Genomic DNA, 21,358 nt, shown 5'->3' on the forward strand with positions numbered 1-21,358 from the left:
CCGAGCTCGTCGGCCAGGTGTGGGAGCGATCGCAGCTCAGCGTGGAGCCACTCAGTGTCCCAATGCTCGTGTACCGGGTTCTTGGTGATGAGCCCGCTGTAACCCTTGTCGCCGTCGACGGCGCGGCGCAGCGCCTCGTTTACCGCGGCGGCGTACGCCAGCGGCTTGCGCCGTGCGTACTCGGTGCGGGTGACCGGCTCGGCGAGCGCCCAGACCGCATGTGCGTGTCCGTTGGCACGGTTGGACACGATCGCGTTCGGCATGGGGTGCGAGCCTTGCGCGCTAAGTGCGCGCAGCGCGGCATCGGGGTGGTCGATGTCGACGACGAGCAGGTTTGACATCGCCTGCGGGTTGGCCTCGATGTAGCGGCGGCCGAGAGCGGACGTCCGGGACTGCCGGTAGACGCCCTCGAGGAGGTCGTCTGATGCGAGTGGCCACAGTGGCAGCCACAACTGCCGGAAATCGCCTGTCCAGGCATCATCGCGGGAGTGGCCGCCGCCGACTCTGGTGGCCCCGGAGTCGGTGACTCCGGGGTTGTCGTGTGCGGTCATCAGGCATCGACAACCGCGTAGTCGATGTACAACGGGTGCGGCCAGCCGTACGCTGCGCACGCCGCGGCGGCCGACGCCCAGCCAAGCTCGCGCAGTAGACCGTTGTCGCCGAGCAGCACGGCTACCGCAGCCTTTTCGCCACCTGACCAGGCGCCGAAACCCGAGCCGACGCGGCCGTGGTCCCGGTATGCCCGGACCTTGTTGCCACATCGAGGCGACGACAGGTATGCGCTCATTTGGCACCGACCGTCTGCCGCTGCTTAAGCTGGTCGACGAACGCGGCGCTCAGTGTCCGGATCTGTGCGTCGGTGAGTGGAGGCGCTGACGCGACGATGCGCGCCACTGCGGCCTCGACGTCCTCACAGCTGGGTTCGGCCGCACGCTCGACGATGAGGCTGTCGAGGTCGTACTTACGGACGCGCCACGACCGACCGATCTTCTGGGCTGTTGCGAGTCGGCCTTCGGCGATGTGGCGGCGGAGAGTAGACCTGGCACCGTAGTGTTCGGCGGCGGCTTCGGAGAGCCAAAGCCAGCGAAAAGGGTCGTCAGGTGGGGTGATGCGGGTATCGGTATCGGCGACAGCGTCTGTCGGCTCTACGGACGCGGACATGGGCACGACGGGACTCCTCGGATGAGGAGCGATCACGTCCCCACCGGGGCCGTTCGTCGTGCTTACGTGGTGTCCGTCTGGGTACACCACGTGATCCGGGCCTAGTGCGCCGGCGGGCCTCACGGCCGGGCCGCCGCCGCCGGTTCGTCAGTGCTGTAAGCACTTTCACCGACGCCAGATCACTCAATCATCACGCTGGACCGCTTTTACGCGGGTGCCGGGGCGCACCGCGTGTCCCGGGCCTAGTACACACCGCCAACCTCACGGTCGGCGGGCGCCGCCAGTTCGTCAGTGCTGCAAGCACTTTCACCGCGCCAGGACGCGTCAATCGTCGTGTGATCACGCTCTATGACTACGCTGGCCACTCTAGCCCATAACCACCTGACCTGCCATTCTGCGCTCAGCTGCGCCCAACTTGCGAAACGCCTTCAGCTACGACCGCCAAGCCACGCACACGAGGGCGGGGTCGAATCCCTTCGCTCCGCGCTTCGCTGGGAGGATCGTCACCGTCAGCAGCGCCTGCACGATCGCACGCCGCTGTGCTATGTCCATCGCGCTCCAGGCCAGTGCCACGTCGTCGGCGTCCAGCATCGCCGTGACCGGCGACAGTGTGGACGGTGCGAGGACCCCGTCGATCTCGGCGAGGCGCGACCGCAGTCGTGCGGACTGCTCGCGTACCTGGTCTAGCGGCAGAACCCCGTCGGCCGCGAGAGCGGCCAGCCCGTCGAATCGGGTCTGCAGCGTCCGTCGCTCGAACCTCAGCGCGTCCCGATCGAGGCCGTCGTCCCGCGGAGCGAGTGCCTCGCGCGCGTCCTGCGCGCTAAGGCGTCCAATCACCACCGCCTCGACGAACTGCTCGACGTCCTCGGCGCCGCGCGAAAGGTGTTGGTGCGTCAGGCACTTGTAGATCCGTCGCGGCTCGAACTCGCGGTACATGCCGTCTTTGCCCGTGTACGGAGACCGCTGGTAGTAGCTCGTGTAGAGCTTGGTCTTCCCGTCGTCGCACTTGCCGCAGAGTGCGATCCCGCTCAGCAGGTACTGCGGCTGAGTTCCCCACGCGCGCTTGCGATCGGGGTCGTCCAGCTTCGCCTGCGCAGCCTCCCAAAGGTCGACGGGCACGATCGCCTCAAAGTCGCCGGAGTACTCCTCGTCAGACCCCCACTTCGTCAGCACACCCTTATATTTCGCGTTCCGTAGGAGCGCCCGAATGTTCTCGTTACTCCACTCCCGGTTCCGCGAGGTGGTGAACCCCGCCGCGGCTAGGTCGCGCGCGACGTGCGTGATCCGCTTGCCCATCACGAAGTCCTCGAACGCGCCGCGGACCGCGGCGGCCTCGTCATCGATCTGGGTCACGCCGTCGTCGTCGTACCCCAGGATCTTCGCCCGCACGATTGGCAGGCCCCTGCGTCTCCTGGTCTCGTTGGCGTGCACCGATCGTTCGGACTTCCGCCGAATCTCGAACCGTGCCACCGCGGCCAGCATCGTCGCCCTGAACTCGCCGTCGGCGGTGGTGAGGTCGATCTCGCCGTCCACGGTGGCGACCTTGGCGCCGAGGTCGATCAGCTTTACGAGGTCCTGCAGGGTGCGCAGCAGCCGGTCGAGGTCGCGGGCCACGATGACGTCGAACCGTCCGGTGCCGACGTGCGACAGCATCTCTGACCACCTCGTCGACGTGCCGCGGGATTTCGTCGCGCTCACGCCCTCATCCAGGTACTCCGGCCCGTACGTCCAGCCCCGGGCTTCGCACAGCGCAGCGATGCGCCGCCTCTGGGTCTCGATGGTGAGCGACTCGTCGTCTTGCTCATCCGACTTCGAAACGCGGAGATAGACCGCTGCGATCGTCATGGCGGCAGAGTATCAATATGAATGTCACATACTGCTATAGTCGGGGTACTTCGCGCGAAACCTGAATGTCTATGGCCACGAAGGGCAGCCGTGCCCGCGGTGCGGCCGCCCGATCCAGCGGGAGACATTCATGAACCGCTCGAGCCACTTCTGCCCGTACTGCCAGCGGCGACGCTGAATCGAAGAGTTCGGTGACCAATCCCGCTGACCTGCGCAAATACGCTTGCTTCGTGCCGAAAAAAATCTAGGGGAAGAACTTCCTCCCCTAAGTTCCAAGTCGTCCCCGCGAAATTTCGTGGGGACGACTCCAAGGATAGGGGAAGAAGTTTCTTCCCCTATTTTCTGTGCGGCCCCCAGGTCGGACGAGCACCCTCGTCGGGTGCGCGTCGGCGTGTCGCGAACCCAGAAACCGCGTGTCCGGTCAGAAACCCGACGCGCACCAGCGGTTTCTGGCCGCACGTGAGGTTTCTTGCCACAAGGGCGGTTTCCGGGACGAGGCCACTCTCTTGCCGCCTCCCCGATCGCCGACGGCGTCGGCGGGTGGGTCGCTGAACAAAACCGGTGACTGCGAGGAATGGTCGAGGTGCCCAAGCCCTTGGTATTGTCCGCGCGGTGCGGCAGCAAACGCCGGTCCGCGAATCACCTGACGCGAGAGGACGCTTGACGACCATGACGGAATTGTGGGTGCAGCGAACGGGCGTGCGACGTTACACCGGACACAGCTCGCGCGGCGCGACGGTACTCGTCGGCTCCGAAGACGTCGAGGGTGTGTTCACCCCCGGGGAGCTGCTCAAGATCGCGTTGGCCGCATGCACCGGGATGTCGTCGGATCGTCCGCTCACCCGGCGGCTCGGCGACGACTACGACGCGACAATTCGGGTCTCGGGTGCCGCCGACCGCGAGAACGAGGTGTACCCGCGACTCGACGAGACGCTCGAGATCGACCTCTCGGAACTGGATCCCGAAGCTGCACAACGGCTCCTGGTGGTGGTCGAGCGCGCCGTCGACGCCGTGTGCACGGTGGGTCGCACCATCAAGGCCGGCGCGCAGGTGCAGCTGCGGATCGACACCGACTGACATCGCCGGAGCCGAAATACGCCGATCGGTACGGATGGAGGAGCAGACTTGCTCCCATGTCCGACAAGCGACACGCCGAGCACGATCCGCCCGATCCCGACCAGCAGGTGCGGTTGATCGCGCATGTCCACGGACGCGTGCAGGGTGTCGGGTTTCGGTGGTGGACCCGCTCGCGGGCCTTGGAACTGGGTCTGGCCGGCTACGCGTCCAATCAGCCCGACGGCCGAGTGCTGGTGGTGGCCGAGGGCACGCGACGCGACGTGGCGGCCTTGGTGGACTTGCTGCGGTCCGGGCAGACGCCCGGCCGGGTGTCGTTGGTGGTTGATCGCCTCGACATCCCGCGGGGTGATCTGGACGGTTTCGCCGAGCGGTGACGGCGTGCGACGCGGATCCGGATCGCGATGGTGAGTAGTCTGTACGGTCGTGCACCTCAAGAGCCTGACCCTGAAGGGCTTCAAGTCGTTTGCCTCGGCGACGACCCTGCGCTTCGAGCCGGGAATCACGTGCGTCGTCGGGCCCAACGGATCGGGTAAATCCAACGTCGTCGACGCTCTGACCTGGGTGATGGGCGAGCAGGGCGCCAAGGCGCTGCGCGGCGGGAAGATGGAAGACGTCATCTTCGCCGGCACCTCCGGTCGTCCCCCGCTGGGCCGGGCAGAGGTGACGCTGACCATCGACAACGCCGACGGTGCACTGCCGATCGAGTACTCCGAGGTCTCCATCACGCGGCGGATGTTCCGCGACGGGGCCGGGGAGTACGAGATCAACGGGAGCTCGTGCCGACTGATGGACGTGCAGGAGCTGTTGTCGGACTCCGGTATCGGGCGAGAGATGCACGTCATCGTCGGGCAGGGTCGCCTCGCCGCAATCCTCGAGTCGCGGCCCGAAGACCGGCGGGCGTTCATCGAGGAGGCCGCCGGGGTTCTCAAGCATCGCAAGCGCAAAGAGAAGGCGGTACGCAAGCTCGACGCCATGCAGGCCAACCTGGCGCGGCTGACCGATCTCACCGCCGAACTGCGTCGCCAGCTCAAGCCGTTGGGGCGCCAGGCCGAGGTCGCCCGGCGGGCCCAGACCGTCCAGGCCGACCTGCGCGACGCCCGGCTGCGGCTGGCCGCCGACGATCTGGTCACCCGACGCGCCGAGATGGCCGAGCAGAGCGCCGTCGAGGACGAGGTGCGGCGCAAACAGGACGAGGTGACCGAGGCGCTGGACCGGATGACCGCCGAGGTCGCCGAGCATGAGCAGCATCTCGCCGAGGTGACTCCGGCGGCGTCGGCGGCCAATCAGGCGTGGTTCCGCCTGTCAGCGCTGGCCGAACGTGTCGACGCGACGTGCCGGGTCGCCGCGGAACGCAGCCGCTATCTGCGCGAACCGGTGAACGAGTCGGGTGGGCCCGACCCCGACGCGCTCGAGCGGCAGGCCGACGAGGCGGCCGCGGCCGAGGCGGAACTGACCGAGGGCGTGCAGATCGCCGCGGAGACTCTCGAGGTGACCCGCGAGGAACTCGCCGAGCGGGAGGCCGTCGCGCAGGCGGCCGAAGCTGCTCACCTGGCGGCCGTACGGGCAATCGCGGATCGGCGGGAGGGGCTAGCTCGCCTCGAGGGTCAGGTCGACAACCTGCGGACCCGCGCCGAGTCGGTGGATGCCGAGGCCGCCCGTCTCACGGCCGCGGTGTCGGCGGCCACCGAACGCGCCGAAGCCGCTCAGTTGCAACAGGATTCGGCCGCCGCGGCCCTTGGTGAGCTGGAAGCGTCGGAACGAGCCCTCGACGAGCATCACGAACGCTGCGTGACCGCGCTGAACCTGTCGAACGAGCGGGTCGCCGCACTGCAGAACGAGCAACGAGAGGGCGAGCAGAAGATCGCCTCGCTGACCGCTCGGATCGATGCCCTCGCCGTCGGGCTCGAACGCAACGACGGTGGCACCTGGCTTGTCGAGAACGCGCCGGACGGCCTGCTCGGCCCGATGTCGGAGTTGCTGACGGTCGAGTCCGGCTACGAGACCGCGATCGCCGGCGCCCTGGGCCCCGCGGCGGATGCGATAGCGACCGTTGACGCGATGGCTGCGCTGCGCGCCCTCGAGGCGCTCAAGTCGGGAGATGGTGGTCGTGCCGCCCTCATCTGCGGCGGACTGTCGGCGTCGCCGCGTCGCAGTGATCCGTTGCCCGACGGGGTGCGTTGGGCGTCGTCGGTGACCGCGTGCCCAGACTCGGTTCGCGGGGCAGTCGAGCTGATTCTCGCCGACACCGTCGTCGTCGACGACGCGGCCCTGGGGCTTGCGGTGGCCCGCGAACGGGGAATTGTCGCCGTGACCCGCGACGGTGACCGAATCGGCTCGGCGGCCATCGTCGGGGGCTCCTCGCGGCGTCCGTCGACGCTCGAGGTGCAATCGGCGATCGACCTCGCGACCGGCGATCTGGCGGCCACCCGTCGTCGCGCCGAGGAGGTCGAAGCAGCGCTCGACGGCGCACTCACCGAACAGCGTGAACGGCGCGAGGCGGCCGAGGAGGCGCTCGCCGCCCTGCACGAATCCGATGCGAGTGTCGGTGGCGCCTACGAGTCGATGGCCCGGCTCGGTCAGGAGATCCGCACCGCACACGCCGAGATCGAGCGGCTGCTCCGGCAGCGCGCCACGGCCGAGGACGGGCGGTCGGAAACCCTCGAGCGGCTCGACGAGCTGACCGAGCGTCTTCGGCTGGCGCAGGACGAGACCGAATCGGTTCCGTCGGAGGGCGACGTCGACGATTCGGATCGGAGCGTGGCTGCCGAGGCCGTCACCGTGGCCCGGAGTGCCGAGATGGAGGCCCGGCTCGCGCTGCGGACAGCGGAGGAACGTCTCGCCTCGGTGCGCGGGCGGGCCGACTCGTTGCGCCGCGCTGCGCAGCGGGAACGCGACGCCCGTGAGCGGGCCAGGCAGCAGGACCTCATTCGTCGGCACGCTGCTGCGGTGGCGGCCGCGGTCGGTACGGCCGGCGCCGAGGTCTCCGCGCGATTGGCTGCCGCGGTCGCGACCGCGCAGGCCGGACGCGACGAACTCGAGGAGATCCGCGTGGCTCGCGGTGCCGCACTCGATGAACTCAAGCGTCAGGCCGCCGACCTCACCGGGCAGCTCAACGCATTGCGCGACACCGTGCACCGCGACGAACTCGCCCGTGCCCAGGTCGCGCTGCGCATCGAGCAGCTCGAGGAACAGATCCTGGAATCCTTTGCCGTCGCCCCTGATGACCTGATCGCCGAGTACGGACCCGACGTCGCAATGCCGCCGTCTGCCCTGGAGGTCCAGGAGTACGAGGACGCCAAGGCGCGCGGCGAACAGGTGGTTGCACCGGCGCCGATGCGCTACGACCGGGCAACTCAGGAGGCGCGGGCCAAGAAGGCGCAGAAGGATCTGAACACGCTCGGCAAGGTGAACCCGCTGGCGCTCGAGGAGTTCGCCGCGCTGGAAGAACGCTACAACTTCCTTTCTGCGCAGCTCGAGGACGTGAAAGCGGCCCGCAGGGATCTCCTCGAAGTGGTCGAGGAAGTCGACGCACGCATCCTGCAGGTGTTCACCGAGGCCTACGCCGACGTCGAGCGCGAGTTCTCGCAGGTCTTCGCCACCCTGTTCCCGGGCGGCGAGGGTCGCCTCGTGCTCACCGACCCTGCCGACATGCTCACGACCGGGATCGAGGTCGAGGCGCGACCGCCCGGCAAGAAGGTCAAACGGCTGTCGTTGCTGTCGGGCGGCGAGAAATCGCTCACCGCGGTGGCCATGCTGGTGGCCATCTTCCGCGCGCGGCCGTCGCCGTTCTACGTGATGGACGAGGTCGAGGCCGCCCTCGACGACACCAACCTGCGACGGCTGATCAGCCTGTTCGAGCAACTGCGTGAGCGGTCGCAGCTGATCGTCATCACCCACCAGAAGCCCACCATGGAAGTGGCCGACGCGCTCTACGGCGTCAGCATGCGAGGCGACGGCATCACGACCGTCATCTCGCAGCGTCTGCGCGGCGTGGACATCGCAGTGGGTTCGGGCTAGCCACCGAGCAGCCATCGAACCCCGGACAAGACGAGGACAGGACGAACTTTGGACACCGGAATCATCATCGGCATCGTCGTGGCCGTGATCGCGCTCATCGCGCTGATCACGCTGGGGCTCGTGCTGGCGCGTCGACGCCGGATCTCGCTGACCGACGACACCAGTAAGCCGGTCACCGACGGCACCTCCCGTCAGGTCGACAAATCCGGTGGCTACACCGCCGGATCGGGATTCAGCTTCAGTCAGGGGTCCGGGGGAACCACCGCACTGGCGGAACCGCCCGAGCCGGTCGAGCGCACCGAGGTCGACGGTCAGCCGGGCGTGGGCGACGACGCCTCGGTGCCGCGGGATTCGGCCAAACGCGGAATCCACGAGGTACGACTGCCCGATCTCGACACACCCGCGCAGGCGCCGACACCGGAGACTGTCGAGCCTGACGTTGCCGAGCCCGACGTTGTCGAGCCCGAAGTTGTCGAGCCGGATGTCACCGACACCGAGGAAGCTGTCCCCGAGGTCGTCGAACCCGATACGACCGAACCTGACACAGCCGAACCGGAGACGGCTGCACCCGAAGCGGTTGAATCCGATACGGCTGCAACGGCGATCCCCGACACGGCCGAGTCGGCGGCGACCGCACCGGCCCTCGACGAGATCGAACCCACCGCGGGCCGGCTCGGTCGCCTCCGGGGCCGGCTGTCGCGGTCGCAAGGCGCCATCGGCAAGGGCGTCCTCGGTCTGCTCGGTGCCGGTGACCTCGACGACGAGAGCTGGGAGGACATCGAGGACACCCTGGTGATGGCCGACCTCGGGTCCGCAACCACCGCCGAAGTGGTCGAACGACTCCGCGAGGAGTTGGCCACCAGCAACATCCGCACGGCCGACGAGGCCCGCGCGCTGCTCAAGCGCGTCCTGGTCGACGCACTCCGGCCCGACCTGGACCGCTCGGTGCGTGCCCTCCCGCACGCCGGCAGCCCGGCGGTGGTCCTCGTCGTGGGTGTGAACGGGACCGGTAAGACCACCACCACCGGCAAACTCGCGCGCGTCCTGGTGGCCGACGGCCGCCGGGTGCTGCTCGGTGCCGCCGACACCTTCCGTGCCGCAGCCGCCGACCAACTGCAGACCTGGGGCGAACGAGTCGGCGCAGAGGTGGTCCGGGGCAAGGAGAAGGCCGATCCGGCAGCGGTGGCCTTCGACGCCGTCGACCGCGGGATCGACACCGGCGTCGACGTCGTGATGATCGACACCGCCGGGCGTCTGCACACCAAGACCGGGCTGATGGACGAGCTCGGCAAGGTCAAGCGCGTGGTCGAGAAGAAGGCGCCGGTGGACGAGGTGCTGCTCGTCCTCGACGCCACGGTCGGCCAAAACGGCCTCACCCAGGCGCGAGTGTTCGCCGAGGTGGTCGACATCACCGGCGTGGTGCTGACCAAACTCGACGGAACCGCCAAGGGCGGCATCGTCTTCCACGTCCAGAAGGAGCTCGGTGTGCCGGTCAAGCTTGTAGGACTCGGCGAGGGCGCCGACGACCTCGCGCCGTTCGAACCGGAAGCATTCGTCGACGCGCTGCTCTGACATTTCCGCCTACGGATCGATTTGCTGTAGCCGACAACGCCTTTCGCGATGACGAATCAGCGCTCACAATTGCTTCGACAAGCCTGAGAGCTCGCCCAGGAAGCGACCTGGGACGTTACGTGCAGGAAATATAAATCGGCCACTGGTTCACGTGGTGGAAACACCAGGGCACCACTGCTGAAACCGTGTGCCGCGAGTCTCTTTGGAGGCGCCGAGCGGTCGGCGCACTCTGAGGAGGTTTCTTACAGTGGATTTGGCTCTCCTGCCAAACGACGCGTTCGGCAGTATTGACACAGGCGACACGGCCTTCATGATCGTGTCCGCTGCACTGGTGTTGTTCATGACCCCCGGTCTCGCCTTCTTCTACGGCGGCCTGGCTCGTGGCAAATCGGTGCTGAACATGATGATGATGTCGTTCGGGTCGCTGGCCACCGTCAGCGTCGTGTACGTCCTCTGGGGCTTCTCGATGGCGTTCAGCGACGGCATCACGGGTGATGACGACATCTGGGGTATCTTCGCGAATCCGTTCTCGCTGTTCGGATCCGGTCAGCTCGCCGACACAATCCCGGGCTACAACGAGCAGACTCAAGAGAGTTTCGACGCGGTCGTCACCGGAGGGTTGTCGATCCCGTCGTTCGTGTTCCTTGGCTTCCAGTTGACCTTCGCGGTCATCACCGTCGCCCTCATCAGTGGTGCGCTGGCCGAGCGTGTGAAGTTCTCGACCTGGCTGGTCTTCACCGTCATCTGGTCGACGATCGTGTACTTCCCGCTCTCGCACATGGTCTGGGGCGGCGGTCTGATGTCGAAGTCCGAGACCGGGTTCGCATCGTGGATCTTCGGTACCGAAGAGGTCGACGGCGAGATGGTCGCCAAGGTTCCGCCGATCGACTTCGCGGGTGGTACGGTCGTGCACATCAACGCCGGTATCGCGGCCCTGGTCCTCGTGCTCATCATCGGCAAGCGTGTCGGCTTCGGTCGCACCGCCTACCGTCCGCACAACATCCCGTTCGTCATGCTCGGTGCGGCCATCCTGTGGTTCGGCTGGTTCGGCTTCAACTCCGGTTCGGAACTTGCCGCCGACATGACCGCGGGCAAGGTGTGGGTCAACACCACGGCCGCAACCGCTGCAGCGATCATCGGCTGGCTCGTGGTGGAAGTCATCCGCGACAAGCACGCCACCAGCGTCGGTGCCGCCTCCGGTATCGTCGCCGGTCTGGTCGCGATCACCCCCGCCTGTGGTGCGCTCAACCCGGTCGGTTCGCTGATCCTGGGTGTCATCGCCGGCGCGCTGGCCGCGGTTGCCATCGGTCTGAAGAACAAGTTCGGCTACGACGACTCGCTCGACGTCGTCGGTGTGCACCTCGTTGCCGGTCTGTGGGGCACCATTGCGATCGGTCTGTTCGCGGTGCCCAATGACGCCGGCATCGGCGGTCTCTTCTGGGGTGGCGATTACAAGCAGCTCGTTATCCAGGTCGTCATCGCCGCCTTCGCACTGGCCTTCACCGGTGTGCTCACCGCAATCATCGCCTTCGCGCTCAAGCCGCTGGGCTGGCGCGTCAGCGATGAAGACGAAAAGGGCGGCATCGATGAGGCCGAACATGCGGAGACAGCGTATGAACTGGCATGAAGCACCGACCGTTCGCGACTACGCTGAAACCCATGGAGAGGGATAACTCATGAAGCTGATCACCGCAATCGTCAAGCCGTTCACGCTCGAGGATGTCAAGGCGGGACTCGAACAGGCCGGAATCCTCGGCATGACCGTCAGTGAGGTCCAGGGCTACGGCCGCCAGAAGGGCCACACCGAGGTCTACCGCGGCGCCGAGTACTCGGTCGATTTCGTGCCCAAGGTTCGCGTGGAGGTCGTCGTGGACGACGCCGCCGTCGACAAGGTGGTGGACGTGATCGTCGAGGCGGCTCGGACGGGCAAGATCGGTGACGGAAAGGTCTGGGTCTCCCCGGTGGAGGCCGTGGTCCGCGTCCGCACCGGTGAGCGCGGCGGCGACGCTCTCTAGAAGCGGCGGGCCCGTGCCCTTTCTCAACACGACACACGGCCCCGCGTCTGACGACGAGTCAGGCGCGGGGCCGCGTGGTTCGTCACACACTGTAACCCCGGTGGCGGCAACGGATCTCGCCAAGACGCGGCGTCAACTCATCGAGTCGAGCCGGGCCGGCAAGCTCGACGCCCCCGGCCTGCGGCAGGTTCTGGTGGACCTGCACGAATTCTGGTTGACCAGCAAGGCAAGCGAACTCGGCATCCGGTCCAACAGCGGCTTCGCCATCGTCGCCGTCGGGGGGCTCGGCCGTGGAGAGCTGCTGCCACATTCGGACCTCGACCTCATCCTGTTGCACGACGACCAGGCGTCCGCCGATGTCTCCGAGGTCGCCGACGGACTCTGGTATCCGTTGTGGGACGCCAACATTCCGCTCGACCACAGCGTTCGCACGGTGCCGCAGGCGCTCCAGGTGGCCGCCGACGACCTCACCGCCGCACTCGGTCTGCTCGAGGCCCGGCACATCGCCGGCGACGAGGACCTGTCCGCGCTCCTGATCGGTGGAGTAAGGCAGCAGTGGCGCAATGACATTCGCAATCGGTTCGGTGGCGTGGTCGAACAAGCGCAGGACCGGTGGCGGCGGACGGGGGACATCGCTCACCGGGCCGAACCCGATCTCAAGAACGGTCGCGGTGGGTTGCGTGACGTGCAGCTGCTCGGTGCCCTGGCGATCGCCCAGCTCACCGACGGCATGGCGAGCCTGCGTCCGGATTCGCCGGGCGCCGGGCCACAGCTCGCGTACGCGAAGTTGCTGGACATCCGCACCGAACTGCATCGGATCGCCGGCCGCCCGCGCGAGCAGGTCCAGGCGCAGGACGCCGACGAGATCGGAGCGGCGCTGCGTATCGGCGACCGCTTCGACCTCGCCCGAGTGATCAGCGATTCCGCGCGCACCATCAGCTATTCGATCGATGTCGGGCTACGTACCGCCGGTAATGCGCTCCCGCGGCGCGGACTCGCGAAGCTTCGACGATCACCCATCCGCCGGCCCCTCGACGAGGGTGTGGTCGAGCACAACGGCGAGATCGTGTTGGCGCGCAACGCTATTCCCAGCAAAGACCCCGGCCTGATCCTGCGTGTGGCGTCCTCCTCGGCGCGCACCGGCCTGCCGATCAGTGCCTCGACGCTCAGTCGCCTGGCCGACTACGCGCCCGAACTGCGCGAACCGTGGCCTGCGGAGGCATTGTCGGATCTGTTGGTGCTGCTCAGCTCCGGCAGTCACATGGTCGACCCGATCGAGGCGCTGGACCGGACCGGCCTGTGGGGCAGGTTGTTGCCGGAATGGGGTGCGGTGCGCGACCTTCCGCCGCGCGACGCCATCCACACGTGGACGGTGGACCGTCATCTCGTGGAGACGGCGGCGTACGCAAGTCAGATGACGACGCGCGTGTCCCGCCCGGATCTGTTGGTGCTCGGTGCGCTCATCCACGACCTCGGCAAGGGGCGCGGGGCCGACCACAGCATCGTGGGAGCCGAACTCGCGATCCAGGTCGGTAACCGCGTCGGGCTGTGGCCGCAGGATGTCGAGGTCCTCTCCGCCATGGTGCGCCATCATCTGCTGCTGCCGGCGGTGGCCACTCGCCGTGACCTCGATGATCCGGCGACCGCCGAGCAAGTGGTCGAGACCCTCGGACACAATCGCGTGCTCTTGGAGTTGTTGTCTGCGTTGGCGGAAGCGGATTCCAAGGCGACCGGACCGGGCGTCTGGGGGGAGTGGAAGGCGTCGCTGATCAACGACCTGGTCCGGCGGTCGATGCGGTTGATCGACGGCGGTGAACTCCCGACCGTCGAGCCGCTCACCCCGGAATTGCTCGAACTCGCCGAAAGTGCCGAATTCGCAGTGCAGTTGGTTCCGGCGGAGGGGCACACGCACCACATCGCGATGGTGGCGCCGGATCAGCCGGGGCTCCTGTCGAAGATGGCGGGCGTGCTGGCACTCAACGGACTCCGATCGCATTCGGCGACGGTCCAAGGACACGACGGTCGCGCGATCAACACGTTCGTGGTGGTGCCGCTTTTCGGCTCCCCGCCGGAGGCCGGCCTCATCCGGCAGCAGCTCATTGCTGCCGTCGAGGGCAAGATCGACGTGCTGGCCCGGCTCGACGCACGCGAACGGGAGTCCCCGATCCCCACCATCGGAACCGTCGCCGCGGGTCCGGGCGGGGCCGCCGTCGGTGCGTCGTCGGGCAGCACCGACCCGGCCGGCGAGGGTGCGGGCAACTCCAAGAACGCGGTGCCTGCTCTGTTCGCGGTCGCACCACCCCGGGTGTCGTGGGTCGATGCGCCGGCCGGCGAGGCGATGCTCGAAGTGCGTACCGACGATCGCATCGGATTACTGAGCCGGGTGAGCGCGGTCCTCGAACAACATGGGGCCGATGTGCGCTGGGCAAAGGTGGCGACCCTCGGTGCGACTGTGGTGGACACCTTCAACGTGCGGCTCTCGACCGACACCGAAGAGTCCCGAACGGCGCTGGCGGACGCGGTGCTCGCAGTGTGCCCGCCACCGCAACCGCGTGACGAGGACGACGAGGACGGTGGCCCGCAGAGTTACAGCGGCACCGGCCGATCGGGAGTGCCGATCAGCTGAACGCCCGGCAGCCATGGGAAGATGGGTGAATGTTCGATTCCCTCTCCGATCGGTTGACCGGTGCGCTCAAGGATCTGCGCGGCAAGGGACGCCTGTCCGACGCCGACATCGACCGCACCTGTCGCGAGATCCGTCTGGCGCTGCTCGAGGCGGACGTGTCGTTGCCGGTGGTGCGTGCCTTCATCGCGCGGATCAAGGAACGTGCCAAGGGCGCGGAGGTGTCCGCGGCGCTCAATCCGGCTCAGCAGGTCGTCAAGATCGTCAACGAGGAACTCATCGGGATCCTCGGCGGCGAGACCCGGCGGGTCACCTACGCCAAGACGCCGCCGACCGTCATCATGCTTGCAGGCCTGCAGGGTGCCGGTAAGACGACACTGGCCGGCAAGCTCGGCAACTGGCTCACCCAACAGGGGCACACCCCGATCCTGGTGGCCTGTGACCTGCAGCGTCCGGGGGCGGTCTCGCAGCTGCAGATCGTCGGCGAACGTGCCGGGGTGCCGGTCTACGCGCCACATCCGGGCACCAGCATCGGCGGCGAAGGCACGCTCGGCGTCAGCTCGGGTGACCCGGTGGCGGTCGCTCAGGCCGGTGTCGAGGAGGCCCGCAGGCAGCACTACGACGTGGTGATCATCGACACCGCCGGCCGTCTCGGCATCGACGAAGAGCTGATGCGGCAGGCAGCCGACATCCGCGATGCGACGCGTCCCGACGAGGTGCTCTTCGTCGTCGACGCCATGATCGGTCAGGACGCGGTGACCACCGCAGAGGCTTTCCAGAGCGGTGTCGGATTCACCGGCGTCGTGCTCACCAAGCTCGATGGCGACGCCCGTGGTGGTGCCGCCCTCTCGGTGCGCGAGGTGACCGGACGCCCCATCATGTTCGCGTCGTCGGGCGAGAAGCTCGAGGACTTCGACGTCTTCCACCCCGACCGGATGGCCGGCCGGATCCTCGGCATGGGCGATGTGCTCAGCCTCATCGAGCAGGCCGAGCAGCACTGGGACGCCCAGCAGGCCGAGGCCGCCGCCGCCAAGATCTCGCAGGGTGAGCTGACCCTCGAGGACTTCCTCGAGCAGATGCTGATGATCCGGAAGATGGGCCCCATCGGCAACATCCTCGGAATGCTCCCGGGTGCCGGGCAGATGAAGGATGCGCTCGCGCAGGTCGACGACAAACAGCTCGACCGCGTGCAGGCGATCATCCGGGGCATGACCCCCGCCGAACGCGACAATCCCAAGATCATCAACGCCTCCCGGCGCCTGCGCATCGCCAACGGCTCCGGCGTGACCGTCAGCGAGGTCAACCAGCTCGTCGACCGCTTCTTCGAGGCCCGCAAGATGATGGCCCAGATGTCGGGGCGCATGGGCATGGGCGGTGTGGGCCGCAAGTCCAACCGCAAGAAGGGCAAGGGCAAGAAGGGGAAGGGCCGCGGCCCGACGCCGCCGAAGGTGCGTGGCGGGTTCCCGGGCATGCCGGGTGGATTCCCGGACCTGTCGGGAATGCCCGCGGGTCTCGATCAGTTGCCGCCCGGACTCGAAGGCATCGACGTCTCCCAGTTCCAGCAGCCCAAGAAGAAATAGCCCGACGATGGCGTCGCCCGGGCACTACCGCGGACGGGACCCCTTCACCGGGGAACCGATCGAATTCTGGGTGGTCGGCGACACCATCACCCACAGCGAGGTGCCCGGCTCGGACACGGTTGCCGACGGCGGATGGATCGTCCCCGGTCTGGTCGACGCGCACAACCACGTCGGCATCGCACCGGGTCTCGGCGTCACCATCGAACAGGCCCGCCAATACGCCTACGCCGATGCACGGGCCGGCACCCTGCTCATCCGCGAGGTCGGCTCGCCGCTGGACACCCATGCACTCGACGACGACCCGGCGTGTCCGCGGTTCATTCGTTCCGGCAAGCACATCGCGCGGCCCAAGCGATACCTGCGCGACTACGGCGTCGACCTCGACGACCCCGACGACCTGCCCGCCGAGGTCGCCCGGCAGGCGCAGGCGGGGGACGGCTGGGTGAAGCTGGTCGGGGACTGGATCGATCGCGACGCCGGCGACCTCGCGCCGTTGTGGGATCGCGATCAGCTCGCCGCTGCGGTGTCGACCGCACATGAACACGGCGCACGCATCACCGCACACGTGTTCGGCACCGACGCCCTCGTCGACCTCATCGACGTCGGCGTGGACTGCATCGAACACGGCACCGGTCTCACCCCCGACCTCCTCGATCGGATGGTGAACCGTTCAATTGCGCTGGTGCCCACGCTGATTCAGGTGGACAACTTCCCGCAGATCGCCGCGGGAGCCGACCGCTTCCCGACCTACGGCGCCCACATGCGTGCCCTGCACGCGACCGCCACCGACGTCTTCGCCGCGGCCCGGGAGGCGGGTGTGACGATGTTCGCCGGCACCGATGCGGGCGGGTTCGTCGAGCACGGCCGCATCGTCGACGAGATCGAACGCCTCGCCACCGTCGGCATGGGGCCCGCCGACGCGCTGGCGGCCGCGACCACCGCCCCTCGTGCCTGGCTGGGTGCCGGCGCCCTGGGCGACGGGGATCGAGCCGATTTCCTGGTTCTGCCGGAGGACCCGTGCGACGACCTCGCCGTTCTCCGCCATCCGACCGCTGTCGTCTGTTCGGGCCTGGCGCTTGTGTGACCAATTCCACTGGGAGAGGTCTTGGGGCCCGTACTTACTGGTCGGTAAGATAGCCGTGACGTTGCACCCGGCGGTCGCCCCAAGCGCCGTCATTCTCTGTGCGACGCATTCTCGGGGTGGGTCGTGGGCATGTGGTCTCCCTTCGCGGGGTGGGTGACCACATGCCGACGCGACACGGTGGCGCCGATCGGGTCGTCTGCGTCGGATTCTGCTTCTGGGGCGGATTTCTGTTGCAGGGTCCCGATCTGGCACAATTGCGTGCTGGTTCGTCGGATCCGGTCACGCGCCGACCGACGGTCACACCAGAACAGATCGCAAAACCGGGCCCGTCACACCGGGCGGGCCGCTGAATTGCGCAGTGACCACTGAAAGAGGCAACACATGGCTGTCAAGATCAAGCTCACGCGGCTCGGCAAGATCCGCAACCCGCAGTACCGCATCGTCGTCGCCGACGCTCGGACCCGCCGCAACGGCCGGGTGATCGAGACCATCGGCAAGTACCACCCCAAGGAAGAGCCGAGCCTGATCGAGGTCGACTCCGAGCGCGCGCAGTACTGGCTGGGTGTCGGTGCGCAGCCGACCGAACCCGTCGCCGCGATCCTCAAGGTCACCGGTGACTGGCAGAAGTTCAAGGGCCTGCCGGGCGCCGAGGGCACCCTGAAGACCGCCGAGGCCAAGCCGTCCAAGCTGGACCTGTTCAACGCCGCACTCGCGGCTGCCGACAGCGAGCCGGTCGCCGAGGCCACCACCCCGAAGAAGAAGGCCGGCAAGAAGGACGACGAGGCCGCCGCCGACGCCCCGGCCGCCGAGGAAGCACCCGCCGCCGAGGCCGGCGCGTGAGTGCAGTTGTCGCCGACGCCGTCGAGCACCTGGTGCGCGGCATCGTCGCCAATCCCGACGACGTCCGCGTCGACCTCGTGACCGGTCGCCGGGGACGCCTCGTCGAGGTTCACGTGAACCCCGAGGATCTCGGCAAGGTCATCGGCCGCAACGGCCGTACGGCCACCGCACTGCGGACCCTCGTCGCCGGCATCGGCGGCAAGGGGATGCGAGTCGACATCGTCGACACCGATCGCTGAGCCGACCAGAACAGCGATGGACCTCGTCGTCGGCCGTGTCGTCAAGTCGCACGGTGTGCGCGGAGAGGTCGTCGTCGACATTCGCACCGACGATCCGGATCGCCGGTTTGCCCCGGGTGCCGTCCTACGCGGACGGCTCCCCAAGGGCGCCGGAGATCGCGACTTCACCGTGACAGCCGCCCGGGAACATTCCGGGCGGCTGTTGCTGTCACTTGCCGAAGTGTCGGATCGTACTGCGGCGGACGGGATGCGCGGCGTGCTGTTCCTCATCGACAGCAGCGAGGCGGAGCCGTCGGACGACCCCGACGAGTTCTACGACCACGAACTCGAGGGCGTCGCGGTGTCCACTGTCGGCGGCGCGAAAGTCGGGGTGGTGGAGTCGGTGTTGCATCTGCCCGGCGGCGAGTTGCTCTCTGTGCGAACCGAAGACGGTCGCGAAGTGTTGGTACCGTTCGTGCGGCAGATCGTGCCCACCGTGACCCGGGAATCGATCGTCATCGATCCGCCGGACGGGCTCCTGGACGAGGTCGAGTGACATGCAGATCGACGTCGTCTCGATTTTCCCCGAATACCTCGATCCGCTGCGATTTGCCTTGCTGGGCAAGGCAATAGATGCGGGCCGGATCGACGTTGCAGTGCACGACCTGCGGGACTGGACGCACGACGTCCATCGCAGCGTCGACGACTCGCCCTACGGCGGCGGTCCGGGGATGGTGATGAAGCCCGACGTCTGGGGGCCGTGCCTGGACAGCGTGTGCCCGGACGACGCGCTGCTCGTGGTGCCCACGCCGGCAGGCATGCCGTTCACTCAGGCGACAGCCGCGCGGTGGAGCACCGAGTCGCACGTGGTGTTCGCGTGCGGTCGATACGAGGGAATCGACCAGCGCGTGTTCGACGACGCGGCCACGCGGGTCCGGGTCGAAGAGGTGTCGCTCGGCGACTTCGTCCTCATCGGTGGGGAAGTGGCCGCCATGGCCATGATCGAGGCCACCGTTCGGTTGCTACCCGGCGTGCTCGGCAATCCGAGGTCGCACCAAGAGGATTCATTCTCCGACGGGCTGCTCGAAGGCCCCAGTTACACCCGTCCCGAGACGTGGCGCGGACTCGCGGTGCCGTCGGTGTTGCTCAGTGGCGATCATGCTCGCGTCGACGCGTGGCGTCGTGAGCAGGCGTTGGACCGCACCCGGCGACGGCGACCCGATCTGCTCGATGGCGGCTTCGCTCGGCCGGATGGCGGTTTCACCGAGCCTCGACCGGACGATGTGAACGAATCCTGATCGAACCGGCCGGTTGCGGCTACGATCGTCGGGTACTGCTCTGTGGGGGTCCGGTCGGAAGCACGAGGGGGCGTGGTCATCGATACCGATAGCTACTCGGTGATGCTCACCGAACTCGAGCGCCAGCGGACCGAACTCGACCGCGCCCGATCGTCGTTGGCCGAGTTGACCTCTCGCGCAGTCAGTGCCGACCGGTTGGTGTCGGTGACCGTCAATGCGCGTGGCCTGCCGGTGGACATCTCCATCGAGCCGATCGCCCTGCGCCGGTACCGTGCCGACGCGCTCTCGACACTTCTGACCGACCTCGCCGGCCAGGCCGACGAAGCCCTTCGGACGCGGCGGGCCGCCATTCTCGAAGCTGCTGCGGCGCCGCAGCCGACTCTTGCTGACCTTCGAGAACTGTTGCGGGACAGCGATAATGACTGAACCTGTGGGGATGAATGCGGTGTCTGCGGATGCCGTCTCGATGGATGCCGCGGCGATGGCGGAGCTGACCGATCGGCTGTCCACCGCTCACCACGCATTGGAGTCGGTGGCTGCCGACCTCGCGGCGTTGCTCACCGACGTCGACTCGGCGCTCGGCGTCGGGGATGCGGCGCAGGCGTTTCGTCGTGGCTTCGTGTCCTGTACCGACGCGGCATCGTCGTCGCTGGCGGAACTCTGCGGCCAAGCGCACGACCATCTGACATCGGTGGCCGACGGCGCCGACGCGATTGCTGCAACGGACGACGGGCTCCGACGCGGCCTGCGCCCGACGAACCAGAGCTGCAGCGGATCGTGAACCAGGGTGCGGCTGACGTGTCGAGCGAGGTCTGGGATGCGCCGACCTATGCCGAGGATCTGCTACCCGGTTCGTGGCCGAGTGCCGACGAGGAGGCGTTGCGCACCCAGGCGCTGCGCTGCCGCGGCCTTGCCGACCACATTCGGCAGATCGGAGGTGACATCGAGCGAGCACGATCCGAGTACGCACACGGCAGGGGAGTGTTCGCCGAGAATGTCGACCTCGGATTGCATCGAATCGTCGGGGCGGATACCGGAACCGGCGCCACGGCCGACCGGCTCGATGTGATGGCAGGTCGGCTGGACCGCTTCGCCGACGTGGTGGCCGACACACGCCGTGCGGTGTCGGCGATCGCGGCGATCACCGATCGCGATGTTCGGCGCGCCGAGTTGCTCGCGATCCTCGGTGACGATTCGGCGCGGGTGGTGGCGGCAAGTTCGGGCCGGCTGGCGTTGACCGCGGCCGGCGACGACTACACCGACCGTGCCGACGCGGCCGGCAAGCACGAGCCGGGTGCTCTCGACACCGTGCCGGCGGCGGCGACGAGCGGGATGATGCCGTTCGCTCCGATGGGGGCGCTGGGCGCGCTGGGAGCCGGTGTCGCGGCTGGACGTGCGGCGAGCGGCACGTCGAACACAGCTGTGTCCTCGGAGGATCTCGAGACGACGGACCTCGTGTGGCTGCGGCGCCGTGCGGAACGGCTCGGTGCGTCGGTGGCGGCCGGCGTCGGCGGCTGGCTGCGCACCGCCGTCGGTCTGGGGGTCTCTGATCGGGGCCGCCGAGTGGTGGTGGTCGGCACCAACGATCCGCAGCCCTACCAGCGGCGGGGGATGACGCTCGCCGACGACGAGGCGCTGACCGCGGACGGGCGCGCGCCGGAACTCGCCGTCGTCGATCACATGCAGCGAACCGGTACCACCCCTCGGGCGGTCGCGTCGGCGACGCCGATGGCGCCTGGTGTCGTCTCCGCTCTGCGTGCCGCGGACGTCGCGATTGTCGGCCCTGACTGACTGACTCGAAGAGAGTTCGGTGACCGGGCGCGCTGACCTGGGCAAATACGTCGGAGTCGTGCTCGCAAAATCTAGGGGAAGAGTTTCTTCCCCGGGGTTCGGAGTCGTCCCCGAGAAATTTGTAGGGGAGGACTCTGAGGGTAGGGGACGAAGTTTCTTCCCCTACTTTCTGCGGGTGCCGGGAGCGTGTGGCGCGTTCCGTGGAACGGGTCGATAAGCGGTCGCGGGCGCGACGAT

General features: G+C 67.7%; 21 protein-coding genes and 1 pseudogene. 18 read left to right on the plus strand and 4 right to left on the minus strand.

Annotated elements, in window-relative coordinates:
* The 4 genes from MKW15_RS23175 to MKW15_RS23190 all read right to left on the minus strand — a co-directional run.
* Positions 1-551 (minus strand): replication initiation protein (locus MKW15_RS23175; protein WP_240862569.1); only part of this gene is annotated, 551 nt, incomplete at its 3' end.
* Positions 551-787 carry a hypothetical protein gene (locus MKW15_RS23180; RefSeq protein ID WP_240862571.1) on the minus strand — a complete coding sequence of 79 codons (237 nt, stop codon included), beginning with the start codon at positions 785-787 and terminating at the stop codon, positions 551-553. The genes MKW15_RS23175 and MKW15_RS23180, both read right to left, overlap by 1 nt.
* The gene (locus tag MKW15_RS23185; RefSeq protein ID WP_226513076.1) at positions 784-1,161 is read right to left on the minus strand and encodes a helix-turn-helix domain-containing protein; all 378 of its coding nucleotides are present in this window, start codon (positions 1,159-1,161) and stop codon (positions 784-786) included. Before MKW15_RS23185 ends, MKW15_RS23180 begins: the two co-directional genes overlap by 4 nt.
* Positions 1,162-1,593: 432 nt before the next feature.
* Entirely contained in the window at positions 1,594-3,006 is a 1,413-nt protein-coding gene (locus MKW15_RS23190) for a recombinase family protein (protein WP_240862572.1), read from the minus strand.
* Between the two features lie 40 nt (positions 3,007-3,046).
* Here MKW15_RS23190 and MKW15_RS23195 point away from each other — a divergent pair.
* From MKW15_RS23195 to MKW15_RS23280, 18 genes and pseudogenes are all read left to right on the plus strand, one after another.
* Positions 3,047-3,184: pseudogene (locus MKW15_RS23195) on the plus strand (zinc finger domain-containing protein); the annotation flags it as partial.
* A gap of 491 nt (positions 3,185-3,675) precedes the next feature.
* Entirely contained in the window at positions 3,676-4,083 is a 408-nt protein-coding gene (locus MKW15_RS23200; RefSeq protein ID WP_240862574.1) for an OsmC family protein, read from the plus strand.
* A gap of 56 nt (positions 4,084-4,139) precedes the next feature.
* Positions 4,140-4,457 carry an acylphosphatase gene (locus MKW15_RS23205; protein WP_240862576.1) on the plus strand — a complete coding sequence of 106 codons (318 nt, stop codon included), beginning with the start codon at positions 4,140-4,142 and terminating at the stop codon, positions 4,455-4,457.
* A 49-nt stretch (positions 4,458-4,506) separates the two neighbouring features.
* Positions 4,507-8,100, plus strand: a complete 3,594-nt coding sequence (gene smc / locus MKW15_RS23210; protein WP_240862579.1) for a chromosome segregation protein SMC — start codon at positions 4,507-4,509, stop codon at positions 8,098-8,100.
* A gap of 48 nt (positions 8,101-8,148) precedes the next feature.
* Positions 8,149-9,672: a signal recognition particle-docking protein FtsY gene (gene ftsY / locus MKW15_RS23215; RefSeq protein WP_240862581.1), complete on the plus strand. Its 1,524-nt coding sequence runs from the start codon at positions 8,149-8,151 to the stop codon at positions 9,670-9,672.
* 247 nt (positions 9,673-9,919) lie between these two features.
* A complete protein-coding gene (locus MKW15_RS23220; RefSeq protein ID WP_240862583.1) occupies positions 9,920-11,299 on the plus strand; it encodes an ammonium transporter in 1,380 nt (459 codons plus the stop codon).
* Between the two features lie 49 nt (positions 11,300-11,348).
* Positions 11,349-11,687, plus strand: coding sequence for a P-II family nitrogen regulator (locus MKW15_RS23225; protein ID WP_240862585.1), 339 nt, complete (start codon positions 11,349-11,351; stop codon positions 11,685-11,687).
* 13 nt (positions 11,688-11,700) lie between these two features.
* Entirely contained in the window at positions 11,701-14,313 is a 2,613-nt protein-coding gene (locus MKW15_RS23230) for a [protein-PII] uridylyltransferase (RefSeq protein WP_240862587.1), read from the plus strand.
* A gap of 29 nt (positions 14,314-14,342) precedes the next feature.
* Positions 14,343-15,890, plus strand: coding sequence for a signal recognition particle protein (gene ffh / locus MKW15_RS23235; protein ID WP_240862589.1), 1,548 nt, complete (start codon positions 14,343-14,345; stop codon positions 15,888-15,890).
* Between the two features lie 7 nt (positions 15,891-15,897).
* On the plus strand, positions 15,898-16,974 hold the full coding sequence (locus MKW15_RS23240) for an amidohydrolase family protein (RefSeq protein WP_240862591.1): 1,077 nt from the start codon (positions 15,898-15,900) through the stop codon (positions 16,972-16,974).
* 161 nt (positions 16,975-17,135) lie between these two features.
* Positions 17,136-17,324: a hypothetical protein gene (locus tag MKW15_RS23245; protein ID WP_240862593.1), complete on the plus strand. Its 189-nt coding sequence runs from the start codon at positions 17,136-17,138 to the stop codon at positions 17,322-17,324.
* Positions 17,325-17,355: 31 nt separating this feature from the next.
* Positions 17,356-17,814 (plus strand): 30S ribosomal protein S16, encoded by a 459-nt coding sequence (gene rpsP / locus MKW15_RS23250; protein ID WP_240862595.1) that lies wholly within the window; start codon positions 17,356-17,358, stop codon positions 17,812-17,814.
* A complete protein-coding gene (locus MKW15_RS23255) occupies positions 17,811-18,053 on the plus strand; it encodes an RNA-binding protein (RefSeq protein WP_012833893.1) in 243 nt (80 codons plus the stop codon). Before rpsP ends, MKW15_RS23255 begins: the two co-directional genes overlap by 4 nt.
* 16 nt (positions 18,054-18,069) lie before the next feature.
* Positions 18,070-18,588: a ribosome maturation factor RimM gene (rimM, locus tag MKW15_RS23260; RefSeq protein ID WP_240862597.1), complete on the plus strand. Its 519-nt coding sequence runs from the start codon at positions 18,070-18,072 to the stop codon at positions 18,586-18,588.
* 1 nt (position 18,589) lies between these two features.
* Positions 18,590-19,330 carry a tRNA (guanosine(37)-N1)-methyltransferase TrmD gene (trmD, locus tag MKW15_RS23265; RefSeq protein WP_240862599.1) on the plus strand — a complete coding sequence of 247 codons (741 nt, stop codon included), beginning with the start codon at positions 18,590-18,592 and terminating at the stop codon, positions 19,328-19,330.
* Positions 19,331-19,432: 102 nt separating this feature from the next.
* The gene (locus tag MKW15_RS23270; RefSeq protein WP_240862604.1) at positions 19,433-19,756 is read left to right on the plus strand and encodes a YbaB/EbfC family nucleoid-associated protein; all 324 of its coding nucleotides are present in this window, start codon (positions 19,433-19,435) and stop codon (positions 19,754-19,756) included.
* A complete protein-coding gene (locus MKW15_RS23275; protein WP_240862600.1) occupies positions 19,749-20,111 on the plus strand; it encodes a hypothetical protein in 363 nt (120 codons plus the stop codon). The genes MKW15_RS23270 and MKW15_RS23275 overlap by 8 nt, the downstream gene beginning before the upstream one ends.
* 17 nt (positions 20,112-20,128) lie before the next feature.
* The gene (locus tag MKW15_RS23280; protein WP_240862602.1) at positions 20,129-21,121 is read left to right on the plus strand and encodes a hypothetical protein; all 993 of its coding nucleotides are present in this window, start codon (positions 20,129-20,131) and stop codon (positions 21,119-21,121) included.
* Positions 21,122-21,358 lie beyond the last annotated feature (237 nt).

Origin of the sequence: Gordonia gummivorans (assembly GCF_022513585.1) — a bacterium.
In the GTDB taxonomy this organism is placed as follows: domain Bacteria; phylum Actinomycetota; class Actinomycetes; order Mycobacteriales; family Mycobacteriaceae; genus Gordonia.

Coding starts and splice junctions, on each gene's coding strand:
- MKW15_RS23180 (WP_240862571.1), bottom strand. CDS start 787: ATGAGCGCATACCTGTCGTCGCCTCGATGTGGCAACAAGGTCCGGGCA.
- MKW15_RS23185 (WP_226513076.1), bottom strand. CDS start 1,161: ATGTCCGCGTCCGTAGAGCCGACAGACGCTGTCGCCGATACCGATACC.
- MKW15_RS23190 (WP_240862572.1), bottom strand. CDS start 3,006: ATGACGATCGCAGCGGTCTATCTCCGCGTTTCGAAGTCGGATGAGCAA.
- MKW15_RS23200 (WP_240862574.1), top strand. CDS start 3,676: ATGACGGAATTGTGGGTGCAGCGAACGGGCGTGCGACGTTACACCGGA.
- MKW15_RS23205 (WP_240862576.1), top strand. CDS start 4,140: ATGTCCGACAAGCGACACGCCGAGCACGATCCGCCCGATCCCGACCAG.
- MKW15_RS23225 (WP_240862585.1), top strand. CDS start 11,349: ATGAAGCTGATCACCGCAATCGTCAAGCCGTTCACGCTCGAGGATGTC.
- ffh (WP_240862589.1), top strand. CDS start 14,343: ATGTTCGATTCCCTCTCCGATCGGTTGACCGGTGCGCTCAAGGATCTG.
- MKW15_RS23240 (WP_240862591.1), top strand. CDS start 15,898: ATGGCGTCGCCCGGGCACTACCGCGGACGGGACCCCTTCACCGGGGAA.
- MKW15_RS23245 (WP_240862593.1), top strand. CDS start 17,136: ATGCCGACGCGACACGGTGGCGCCGATCGGGTCGTCTGCGTCGGATTC.
- rpsP (WP_240862595.1), top strand. CDS start 17,356: ATGGCTGTCAAGATCAAGCTCACGCGGCTCGGCAAGATCCGCAACCCG.
- rimM (WP_240862597.1), top strand. CDS start 18,070: ATGGACCTCGTCGTCGGCCGTGTCGTCAAGTCGCACGGTGTGCGCGGA.
- trmD (WP_240862599.1), top strand. CDS start 18,590: ATGCAGATCGACGTCGTCTCGATTTTCCCCGAATACCTCGATCCGCTG.
- MKW15_RS23270 (WP_240862604.1), top strand. CDS start 19,433: ATGCTCACCGAACTCGAGCGCCAGCGGACCGAACTCGACCGCGCCCGA.
- MKW15_RS23275 (WP_240862600.1), top strand. CDS start 19,749: ATGACTGAACCTGTGGGGATGAATGCGGTGTCTGCGGATGCCGTCTCG.